This window comes from Ureibacillus manganicus DSM 26584 (assembly GCF_000772945.1).
Taxonomy (GTDB): Bacteria; Bacillota; Bacilli; order Bacillales_A; family Planococcaceae; genus Ureibacillus; species Ureibacillus manganicus.
Genome location: NZ_JPVN01000012.1, coordinates 131,186 through 141,402 on the forward strand (window position 1 = coordinate 131,186; position 10,217 = coordinate 141,402).

Below are 10,217 nucleotides of genomic sequence, written 5' to 3' on the forward strand. Positions count from 1 at the left end.
AATCATTAAATTATCAAAGAATTCACATGTTACAAAAAGTATCGGTGAACATTCGATACTTTTTCTAATGTGTGAATTTTTTTACGATAAAAGATTATAACTATAATAAATTTTTTGGAGGTCTTTTAAATGACTCAAGGTACAGTAAAATGGTTTAACTCAGAAAAAGGTTTTGGATTTATCGAAGTTGAAGGTGGAAACGACGTATTCGTACACTTCTCTGCTATCCAAGGCGACGGTTTCAAATCTCTAGAAGAAGGTCAAAAAGTTGAATTCTCAGTTGAAGAAGGAAACCGTGGACCACAAGCTACTAACGTAGTTAAACTTTAATTCTTCTCGTAAATTTAACTGAAATTAAAAGCCGACTAAAAGTATTATTACTTTTAGTCGGCTTTTTTACTATTAAATAACTCGTTGGGCCCATAAAAAATGTTTTTGTGTCCAAGTTCCCCATGTACTTAAAATCTCTACATCTTTCTCACTATTCAAATTGCTAATCCAATAATCATCTCCCATGTAGATTCCTACATGAGTAATTTCTTTGTCATCACGTGTACTAAAAAACATTAGGTCCCCTTTTTTCATATCATCAAATGTAACCGGTGTTCCCATTGTAGCTTGCTCAGCGGATGTTCGTGGTAAATTTATTCCAAACATATAATAAATATGTTGTGTCCATCCACTACAATCAGTATTTAATGGAGGGTTATAGTTTTCTTGTCCACCAAATACATATGTGGTTCTATCTTGCAGGCTTCGGGCGTAATCCACTAAGTCAGTAGCAATGTCTGCTGTTCGAACTGTTACCCTAGCTCCAACACGAATATTGTTCGGATCTTCAAATTGTGGGTTTAAATCAATAATATCCTTTAAGGTCATATTATATTGCTGTGAAATTTTATATAAAGTATCACCTTTTTTCACTTTATGTTGAGCATTTGCGACTTGTGTACCTGTAAAAAGAATTGTCGCTGTAACTGCTCCTATTACTACATTTTTTGCGATCTTAGATGCTCTCAATTTTCTTTCCCTCCGAATTATAAGAATACGAATATAGTTTGTTTCGGAGAATTATATCTATACTGTTATGAAAAAATCCTTCCCTCATTATCGAAGGAAGGATCAGTAATATTATATCTCTTGCTCTTTTGTTGTATCGAATTGAATTGCTGTAATGTGAATATTTACTTCGTTCGTATCTATGGAAGTCATATTAAAAATTGCTTGTCGTATTGCTGTTTGAACATCTTTAGCTACTTTTGGTATGGAATATCCATATCTTACAGAACAGTAAACATCGATAATAATTTCACCATCTTCCGATAAAGTTGCTTTCACACCTTTTGAATGCACTTTTTTACCGAAACGTTCTGCAACGCCAGAGGCAAAATTCCCCCTTGTAGCAGCCACCCCTTCGACTTCAGTTGTTGCAATTCCTGCTATTACCTCAATCACTTCAGGCGCTACTTCTATTAGACCAAGTTCTTCTTTACCAAAAGGAGTTGGTTGTACAAAAGTCTTAGTTGCTTTGTCAGCCATCTTCTTCACCCTTTCTTTCTGAACGAAAACTTACATACTTAAATCATAGCTTTTTCTACCATAAGTATACAACATTTTATACAGGGTTGCTCGAAATTAACATGACCACTTTCGATAATTACCTTAATCGAGAATACTTTCTTTTCTAAATTATGTAATAGAGGTGTTTTTTTTGTTTCCAAAATATACCATTAAAATTAAAAGTATGTAGGCATGATTATATTAACAACCACACCTACATACTTGATCAAATTATTTATTTACTACTACTTTTTGGATATTTAATACATCGTTTTCCTCAAGAAACTTCGTATTAAATTTGCCTGATTGGAATACTTCGTTGTTCATTAATGCTTCATGGAATGGAATGGTTGTATGAATTCCTGGTCCATCTACAACAAATTCACTTAAAGCACGGTTCATACGTGCAATGGCTTCCTCACGTGTATCAGCGTGAACAATAAGTTTTGCAACCATTGAATCGTAGAACGGTGGAATAGTATAACCTGCATATACTGCAGAATCAATACGAACTCCATACCCACCCGGTGTAATATAAGTATCCACTGTACCTGCAGAAGGCATAAAGTTTTTGAAGGCATTTTCTGCGTTGATACGGCATTCAATTGCCCAACCATTAATTTTTATATCCTCTTGTTCAAATGGTAGTTTTTCACCTGAAGCAATTTTTAATTGTTGTTGAACTAAATCAATTCCAGTAATCATTTCTGTTACTGGGTGTTCTACTTGGATACGAGTGTTCATTTCCATGAAGTAAAACTTGTCCGCTTGGTAATCATAGATAAATTCAATCGTACCCGCACCTTCATAATTACAAGCTTGTGCTGCTTTAACTGCAGCAGCACCCATCTCTGCACGACGTTCTTCACTTAGCGCAGGTGATGGAGCTTCTTCCACTAGCTTTTGCATTCGTCTTTGAACAGTACAGTCACGTTCACCTAAATGAACAACATTTCCGTGTGAATCAGCTAACACTTGGATTTCACAGTGACGGAAATATTCAATGAATTTCTCTAAATATACTCCCGGATTACCAAATGCAGCTGCAGCTTCCTTCTGAGTAATTTCAATACCTTTTACAAGGTCTTCTTCAGTTCGTGCTACACGGATACCTTTACCTCCGCCACCAGCAGTTGCTTTAATAATTACAGGATAACCAATTTCAGCTGCCCATTTTTTCCCTGTTTCTATATCAGGTACAATGCCTGTACCAGGAACTAACGGAACTTCAGCTACTTCCATCGTACTTCTAGCAACATCTTTTATACCCATAATTTTAATGGAATCAGAAGAAGGCCCAATAAATTTAATGCCCGCTTTTTCACAAGCTTCAGCAAAATCAGCATTTTCAGCTAGAAATCCGTAACCTGGGTGGATTCCATCTACACCCGTCTTTTCTGCAACGCTTAGTACTGCAGGGAAACTTAAATAAGAATCTTTTGATAACTTAGGTCCAATACAATAAGCTTCATCAGCTAATTTAACGTGGAGTGCATCTTTGTCTGCTTCCGAATACACTGCAACACTTTGAATTCCTAATTCTTTACATGCACGGATAATACGTACAGCAATTTCACCACGGTTAGCGATTAATACTTTCTTTAACATGTTGGTCACCCCTTTACTCAGGTTTTACTAGGAATAATGGTTGACCATATTCTACTAATTGGCCATCTTTAACAAGTATTTCTACGATTTCACCTTTAACTTCAGCTTCGATTTCATTAAATAATTTCATTGCTTCAACGATACATACGATCTTTTCATCTGAAACTTTGTCTCCAACTTTAACATATGGAGCTGCATCTGGTGATGGAGCTTGATAGAAAGTTCCTACCATTGGTGATGTAATTTTGTGTAATGACTCGTCACTTGCAACGCTAGCTTTTGGCGCTTCCACAGTAACTTCATTTGCTACCTGTACTGGTTGTGGAGCTGCTTGTACAACTGGTTGAGAAACAGGCTGTTCTACTTGAGCAACTACTTCCTGTTTAGGTGCAACTACTTCAGTTACAACACCATTTGATTTTTTTAATTTTATTTTTGCACCATCATTTTCATATACAAATTCTTCGATAGTTGATGCATCAACTAATTTAATTATTTCACGTAGTTCTTGGACTTTGAACACAATAACACCCCTTAAATAATAATAGATACATCTTTCATTTTATAATTTTTTGGCACATTTTGCATCAATTATTTACTATTTAATAAAAACAAAAGAAAAACAGTGCTTTTGCCATAGACAAAATTGCACTGTTTTTTTCTATTTTATATGAATTGATAAATCAATAATAGCTTGATTCAAATCCTACTGTAACATTCGTAATGCCCATATCTTCAACTTCTTGTCTTACTTTAAATACTATATCATTTGCTTGTTTAGTAGATAGTTCATTGGATAATACTTGGACTTGTACTTTATCAGGTTCAACTCTTACAAATGCATCTGAGTAACCAAGTGACTTAATGATCATTTCAAGCATCGCTTCAGAAGATTCTTGTTTAATGAGTTGATTCATTTGATTGAAAGCTTCATTTTTTTCTTCAGTTGTAAATTCGTTCGATGCCATTTTATTAGTTAATTGAGTACGTAATTGACTACGCTCTGTACTAACTTGAATTCTTAAATCATCAAATAGATAACTTTCTGTTGATGTAGAGGTGTTAGTTAATTGATCTACACCTGTTAATGTTGTTTGTTCAAGCGGATCATCTGTAAATACAGTTGATAAGTTCACATCACGATTTCCTTCAAAAACATAGTAAACTGAAATGACAGCCGCTAAGCTAAATAAAGTTAGTAGCCATACTGTTCGTCTTTTTACTTTCATTCTACATCTCCTTTTCTCTCCATAGGTACAATCATGATTCTGTGAGTAGGCAATTGCATTACTCGACTAATGGTTTCCAATAGTTGGTTTTTAATGGACGGGTTTTTCGCCCCTTCCGATACAATGAGCATTCCGGATACTTTTTTTTCACTTTTACCTGAAGTAAAATAGTCATCTAGTAAACTACTTCCTTCTGATACGTTATCATCAAAATGCAAATACACTTTGACTTGTCCAACGCCTTGAATTTGCTTTAACGTTTGCTCTAATTTTCCCTCCAGAGTGGTTGTATCACTGTGCTCACTGTTTGGATCATTAAACGTTAAAGAAATGTACGCAATGAACGCAACTAGAGCTATTGGAATCAGTATTAAATTTGTCTTTGTCCATTTCTTTTCCACTTCACGTCCCCTTGCGGCCTCCTTTCTGTAACGTTTCAACACATTGTATGACGGGTGATGCTAGTCTATGCTTTATAGATTTAGGAAATCTAACAAAGTTGTTAAAAAAATAATTAAGGTTGCAAGTTTAATATAAATAATGAGATCTGACTCTTCAGCCATTAAGAGTAAACATTTTCCAACTAAAATTATCACAACTAGTTTTATCAAAACGTTTTACCCACCCCTAGTTGAGTCATAACCATTAATATGAGCCAAATGAAGACAAATGCAATCCCTAACAGAAAGGCAACTGCACATAAAACCAATAATGACTTTCCAACATCATCTACCAATCCACTTACTGTGCTACTTGAAAACGGTTCTATAATCGCAGCTAATAATTTAAAAGTCATAGCATGAATTAGAAGTTTACCTGCAGGGTAAAAGGCAGCTACCCAAAATGCGGTCATTGCACTTAGACCCGCTACTGTTGTAGCAGTAGATTGGTATTTATTAAAGATAGAAAAACCTTGGACGATTAAAGATCCTACAATAGGTATGGTTTGCTCAATCACTTTTTTAACTGGATCTGCAATTGCTTTGTCAATCGTAAAAAATGCCACTCCAGTGAATGAAAGAATCGTCATAATAGCAATCACAGTTGCAGTAATAATTGTCATCACTGATCCTCTTATCAAATCTGAGGCTTTTCCAAATGACATTTCACCAATAAACCTTGTACAAAAATCAAAGATAAGAGCAATGGTTACTGCAGGAATCAAAATTCTCTCACATAGTAATATGAGAAGTTCAAATATAAAGAATATAATTGGACTCCAGGCGATAAAAGAAAATACAGAATTTAGTATGACTAGTAGTGACATGATAATTGGGTAGAGTGCTAGAAAGAAATTTGAGAATATACCTGCTAATTGAGCCATTAATGAAAATGCATCCATTACTGTTTGTCCTAAAGTTAAGACGAGGACGATGATAAATAACGTATCACTCCACTTTTTAAACTTTGGAACATAGGCTTCAATGCTTAAGAAAATAACTGTATACGTGATGATTAACAAGATAGATTGACCCGCGATTTTCAGTGGATCCAAAAAAATATTTAGTATTTCATTCATTGCTCAAGCCCCTTATTGAAGCTTTTCTAATATTGAAGAAAACTTTGATAAAACAGTTGCAAATTCGGTTAACCAATAAGTTAACAAAACAATTCTTACAGCAATCATGACCAGTTCTCCAATTGATTCATATTCTTGTTCTTCAAAAATTGTATGGATTAATGAACCAAGCTGATAGAACAGAGCTGAATACACAAGTTGAGCAACATATGGTACCGAGTGTACATAAGAAAGGAGTTTTTCTAAAAATGGAATTACAAGCATCGACAAGAGGAAATGTAGTAGTATGAAGAAAAATATGATTGCTATTAAAGTGTGTAGTTTTTGGAATGAATCTTTGATTAGTATTAAAATTAACATTAAGATTACGGCATAAAAAATAAATATCATATGCTACCTAATTTAGATTCAGCCATTGGAAGAATATTAATATATCCCCAAAGAAAAGCCGCAAAAATCGTATTAGTTCTGCTGTTATATACAAATACGCTATAAAATATAAGAAGAATGAAAATTCCTTTTTGCCGATTTGCTCAAAGAAGACATGAAGTAAAGCAATTACTAACCCTACCCCAGCAACTCGCAAAACGTCCTGTAACTCCATAACGACGCCTCCTTGTGTAACGCAGTATATGAGCTTGTATCATTAATTAGACCAGCTCCTTTAATAAAAATAGGACAACCATAATTTTAAAATGGAACGCATTTAAAATTCCTTCATCAAAACACATTATATTTACATTACCAAATAAAAAATGACTCAAATTTGATTAAATTTGAGTCATTTCATAGTTATTTATTGTGCAACACTTGGTTTAACATTAGTTTCTTTAAATTCATTTTTGTGTCGCATTTTTCTTAAGAAAGGAAGTACAAAGTAATCTAAACCAAATTTACCAGCATTAGCACCAGCAAATAAGATAAGTAAACCGATTAAAATATCTGTTGGGTTATGAGAGATCGCCCCTGCCATTAGGAACGAGAAGTTCATAATCACACCAAAGAATGCTGCTGCAGATGTAAGACACCCTAGAATTAACCCTATACCAACTAAAAATTCTCCCCAAGGAACTATAATGTTGAATACTTCGACATTAGGTAACGCAACATTTTCTAAAAATGAGTTATATAAACTAAATACACTAGATCCATCTGGACCCTTTACCGGATTCTGAATTGCATTGTTTAAGAAACCACTTGCATCAAATTGTCCGCCTGTTATCTTACCCCATCCTGCAATCATGAAATTATATCCTAAATAGATACGTAACAGCGTCATTATTGCTGCTGCGATATTATTATTTCTCCACCATTTGTTAATCATTTGAATCTCTCCTTGTCAAATAAGACTTGTTTAATATGGTTATAGAATAACATGTTATACAACAGTTTAAAATGTATCACTAGTACAGTTCATAATTTAGCAAAATCTTTGTGACAGTATCATGAAATTGTTACTTTTGTCCTTCCAATTTTCTTTCATAGTTAAATTCTTAAGTACTATTAAAATACGATTCGGCACAAGAATACCGTTTAAAGTAATCGAGTAGGAGACTAGTCATTAATTGACTAGTCGTCCTCTCACACCACCGTACGTACGGTTCCGTATACGGCGGTTCAAAAGTTTTATGATTATCCAATGACTGAGGCGAGGCTTTTTAGATTGTGCTTCGCCCAATATTTATTATTGAGGGCTCTATCTAAAATGGGGTTATTTGAGGAACGCCAGTATCCTTTACGAGTGTTTGCCATTTTGTAGGCGTCATTTGGTTTGGTACCTAGTTTTATCAGATTCCGGTACTTCGTACCGATTTTCTTCCATTCTTTCCATCTACAAGCTCGTAGTCTCCGGCGTATGTGTTGGTCTATTCTTCTAGCGTAACTTTTAATATCACCAATTTTAAAATAGTTTCCCCATCCTTGAATTAAATAATTTAATTTTCGGATGCGGTCCTCCATCCTTATACTCCAATTACGATTCGTTAATAGTTGAATCTTTTCTTCAAATTTCTTCTTACTTTTCCTTGGCACGTATATTCTCGTTTGTTTCCTTCGGTAGAAACTCACTCCTAAGAATATCCGTGCGTTCGGCTTTCCCACTGCTGACTTATCTTCATTTACCTTCAATTTCAATTTCTTTTCGATAAATGTGGTCATACCGTCTTTAACCCGCTCGCCTGCTTTTAAGCTTTTAACATAGATATTGCAATCATCTGCGTAACGAACGAAACGGTGTCCTCTTTTTTCAAGTTCTTTGTCGAGTTCATGGAGAATAATGTTACTTAATAGTGGACTCAAAGGTCCACCTTGGGGTGAACCTTCATTACTAGAGATAACAATGCCGTTGTCCATGATTCCAGCGTTCAGAAATTTTCGGATTAATTTGAGTGTTGGTTTATCTTTTATATAATTCGCTACCAAAGACATCAGTTTATCATGTTGCACTCTGTCAAAGAATTTTTCTAAGTCCATGTCAACTACATATTGATAGCCTTCATCTATATAGGATTGTGCTTGTGCTATTGCTTGATGTGCACTTTTGTTCGGACGGAAACCGTAACTGTGTTTACTGAAGATTGGATCAATAATTGGTGTTAAGATTTGAACCAACGCCTGTTGGATAACACGGTCGGTGACCGTAGGGATTCCTAGTTTCCTCGTTTCACCATTTCCCTTTGGGATTTCTACCCTTCTAACTGGTTGTGGTGTATAACGTCCACTTTGTATTTGTTCAATAAGTTGCTGACTGTTTTCTTTTAAGTGTTGGCGTGTTGCCTCTATATCTTTCTCATCGACTCCGGCAGCTCCTTTGTTTCTACGTACCCGCTTAAAAGCTTCATTCAGATTATCTCGGTTTGTTACTAAATAAATAAGTCCATTTGATTTCATATGTTCTCATGAGTTAGGGATGCACATGAACAGTTCTACTCTCCCTGTTACTCCTTTAGCGTTCCGCGTTGAAGGGTAACAGAGAGTCTTTCGATTGGCTGTATCATTACTGTCATGTAATACACCTAGTCATGTTCACTCCTTTCGTTCAGCCCTTCCCACTAGTGGTACTATGGCTTCTGCTGACTTCTGATGATTCAGCTATCTATCGCTAGATAGGTTCTGTTGTCAGGTATTCATCAGACCTCCCGGGGTAAGTCCGTTCACTTTCACCTCATATATCCGCCACATTTATTGCTCTGCCTTCCGGGGATATTTAGGACTTTGATTTGTTTGGCAATCTCGTCCAGACAGAACAACCTCGAATGTGATTCGTGTACCTCGGACCAAGGTTTTGCCTCCTGCTTCCTTCAGATTCCGTGTCACCACGGACACCCTTGCAATTGGCTAGTGGTTCACATATCCCAGCGCCCACAGTGAACTTTCATCACCTAGTTAACGGACATGCCCGGCACACCAAAAAACCAGAAGAAATAGATTTTCTCCTGGTTTTATTTGTAAATCGATGTGAATTTGATTCAATTCAAATGTTATTTTATTGTACTACACTAGGTTTAACATTCTTATCATTTACTTCTTCTTCGAATAACGTTTTTCTTAAGTATGGAAGTACAAAGTAATCTAAACCAAACTTACCTGCATTAGTACCAGCAAATAGGATTAGTAACCCGATTAAAATATCTGTTGGGTTATGAGAGATCGCCCCTGCCATTAGGAACGAGAAGTTCATAATCACACCAAAGAATGCTGCTGCAGATGTAAGACACCCTAGAATTAACCCTATACCAACTAAAAATTCTCCCCAAGGAACTATAATGTTGAATACTTCGACATTAGGTAACGCAACATTTTCTAAAAATGAGTTATATAAACTAAATACACTAGATCCATCTGGACCCTTTACCGGATTCCTAACTGCATTGTTTAAGAAACCACTTGCATCAAATTGTCCGCCTGTTATCTTACCCCATCCTGCAATCATGAAATTATATCCTAAATAGATACGTAACAGCGTCATTATTGCTGCTGCTATATTATTGTTTCTCCACCATTTGTTAATCATTTGAATCTCTCCTTGTTGTTTATGTTTGTAAGGAAAGAATAACATGTTATACAACAGAATTACACCTGTTATATTACAGTTCATAATTTAGCAAAATCTTTTTGACAGTATAATGAATTTATTACTTTTGACCTTTAATTTTTCGAACAAAGTAAATTCTCAAGTGCTAAGTAAACATCCTTTTGCGAGCATAATACCTGTTTAAAATACAAAAAACCAGAAGAAATGAATTTCTTCTGGTCAGATTGTCGACAAAAGGTCTTCGAAATGCTTTCATTTTGAAGACCTT

Annotated in this window: 13 protein-coding genes; 1 reads left to right on the top strand and 12 read right to left on the bottom strand. The window is 35.3% G+C overall.

Translation table 11 applies throughout. The features are described 5' to 3' along the window. Positions 1 to 129 precede the first annotated feature (129 nt). Positions 130 to 330 carry a cold-shock protein gene (locus CD29_RS11370; RefSeq protein WP_036186758.1) on the top strand — a complete coding sequence of 67 codons (201 nt, stop codon included), beginning with the start codon at positions 130 to 132 and terminating at the stop codon, positions 328 to 330. A 72-nt stretch (positions 331 to 402) separates the two neighbouring features. On the opposite strand, the gene CD29_RS11375 is transcribed toward CD29_RS11370, so the two are convergent. The 12 genes from CD29_RS11375 to CD29_RS11430 all read right to left on the bottom strand — a co-directional run bounded on the left by CD29_RS11375 (position 403) and on the right by CD29_RS11430 (position 9,928). After that, positions 403 to 1,020: a C40 family peptidase gene (locus CD29_RS11375; protein ID WP_052124124.1), complete on the bottom strand. Its 618-nt coding sequence runs from the start codon at positions 1,018 to 1,020 to the stop codon at positions 403 to 405. A gap of 111 nt (positions 1,021 to 1,131) precedes the next feature. Further along, the gene (locus tag CD29_RS11380) at positions 1,132 to 1,539 is read right to left on the bottom strand and encodes an Asp23/Gls24 family envelope stress response protein (protein ID WP_036186760.1); all 408 of its coding nucleotides are present in this window, start codon (positions 1,537 to 1,539) and stop codon (positions 1,132 to 1,134) included. A 252-nt stretch (positions 1,540 to 1,791) separates the two neighbouring features. Next, positions 1,792 to 3,168 carry an acetyl-CoA carboxylase biotin carboxylase subunit gene (gene accC, locus CD29_RS11385; protein WP_036186762.1) on the bottom strand — a complete coding sequence of 459 codons (1,377 nt, stop codon included), beginning with the start codon at positions 3,166 to 3,168 and terminating at the stop codon, positions 1,792 to 1,794. A 13-nt stretch (positions 3,169 to 3,181) separates the two neighbouring features. Next, entirely contained in the window at positions 3,182 to 3,691 is a 510-nt protein-coding gene (gene accB, locus CD29_RS11390) for an acetyl-CoA carboxylase biotin carboxyl carrier protein (protein ID WP_036186764.1), read from the bottom strand. Positions 3,692 to 3,851: 160 nt separating this feature from the next. Continuing rightward, entirely contained in the window at positions 3,852 to 4,397 is a 546-nt protein-coding gene (locus CD29_RS11395) for a SpoIIIAH-like family protein (protein WP_036186766.1), read from the bottom strand. Next, positions 4,394 to 4,798, bottom strand: a complete 405-nt coding sequence (locus CD29_RS11400) for a hypothetical protein (RefSeq protein ID WP_036186769.1) — start codon at positions 4,796 to 4,798, stop codon at positions 4,394 to 4,396. Before CD29_RS11400 ends, CD29_RS11395 begins: the two co-directional genes overlap by 4 nt. A gap of 206 nt (positions 4,799 to 5,004) precedes the next feature. After that, on the bottom strand, positions 5,005 to 5,916 hold the full coding sequence (locus tag CD29_RS11405; RefSeq protein WP_036186772.1) for a stage III sporulation protein AE: 912 nt from the start codon (positions 5,914 to 5,916) through the stop codon (positions 5,005 to 5,007). Positions 5,917 to 5,928: 12 nt separating this feature from the next. Beyond that, positions 5,929 to 6,306: a hypothetical protein gene (locus tag CD29_RS11410; RefSeq protein ID WP_036186774.1), complete on the bottom strand. Its 378-nt coding sequence runs from the start codon at positions 6,304 to 6,306 to the stop codon at positions 5,929 to 5,931. 7 nt (positions 6,307 to 6,313) lie between these two features. Next, complete coding sequence (locus CD29_RS11415) at positions 6,314 to 6,520, bottom strand: hypothetical protein (RefSeq protein ID WP_036186778.1); 207 nt, start codon at positions 6,518 to 6,520, stop codon at positions 6,314 to 6,316. A 192-nt stretch (positions 6,521 to 6,712) separates the two neighbouring features. After that, complete coding sequence (locus CD29_RS11420) at positions 6,713 to 7,240, bottom strand: DoxX family protein (RefSeq protein ID WP_036186781.1); 528 nt, start codon at positions 7,238 to 7,240, stop codon at positions 6,713 to 6,715. Positions 7,241 to 7,548: 308 nt separating this feature from the next. Further along, positions 7,549 to 8,805 (bottom strand): group II intron reverse transcriptase/maturase, encoded by a 1,257-nt coding sequence (gene ltrA / locus CD29_RS11425; RefSeq protein WP_036186784.1) that lies wholly within the window; start codon positions 8,803 to 8,805, stop codon positions 7,549 to 7,551. 595 nt (positions 8,806 to 9,400) lie between these two features. Continuing rightward, positions 9,401 to 9,928 (bottom strand): DoxX family protein, encoded by a 528-nt coding sequence (locus CD29_RS11430; RefSeq protein ID WP_036186786.1) that lies wholly within the window; start codon positions 9,926 to 9,928, stop codon positions 9,401 to 9,403. Between the last annotated feature and the right edge of the window lie 289 nt (positions 9,929 to 10,217).

What these genes read in the sequence shown, in the direction of transcription:
- CD29_RS11420 (WP_036186781.1), bottom strand. Translation starts at nt 7,240, where the DNA reads ATGATTAACAAATGGTGGAGAAATAATAATATCGCAGCAGCAATAATG.
- CD29_RS11415 (WP_036186778.1), bottom strand. Translation starts at nt 6,520, where the DNA reads ATGGAGTTACAGGACGTTTTGCGAGTTGCTGGGGTAGGGTTAGTAATT.
- CD29_RS11370 (WP_036186758.1), top strand. Translation starts at nt 130, where the DNA reads ATGACTCAAGGTACAGTAAAATGGTTTAACTCAGAAAAAGGTTTTGGA.
- CD29_RS11380 (WP_036186760.1), bottom strand. Translation starts at nt 1,539, where the DNA reads ATGGCTGACAAAGCAACTAAGACTTTTGTACAACCAACTCCTTTTGGT.
- ltrA (WP_036186784.1), bottom strand. Translation starts at nt 8,805, where the DNA reads ATGAAATCAAATGGACTTATTTATTTAGTAACAAACCGAGATAATCTG.
- CD29_RS11430 (WP_036186786.1), bottom strand. Translation starts at nt 9,928, where the DNA reads ATGATTAACAAATGGTGGAGAAACAATAATATAGCAGCAGCAATAATG.
- accC (WP_036186762.1), bottom strand. Translation starts at nt 3,168, where the DNA reads ATGTTAAAGAAAGTATTAATCGCTAACCGTGGTGAAATTGCTGTACGT.
- CD29_RS11395 (WP_036186766.1), bottom strand. Translation starts at nt 4,397, where the DNA reads ATGAAAGTAAAAAGACGAACAGTATGGCTACTAACTTTATTTAGCTTA.
- CD29_RS11410 (WP_036186774.1), bottom strand. Translation starts at nt 6,306, where the DNA reads ATGATATTTATTTTTTATGCCGTAATCTTAATGTTAATTTTAATACTA.
- CD29_RS11405 (WP_036186772.1), bottom strand. Translation starts at nt 5,916, where the DNA reads ATGAATGAAATACTAAATATTTTTTTGGATCCACTGAAAATCGCGGGT.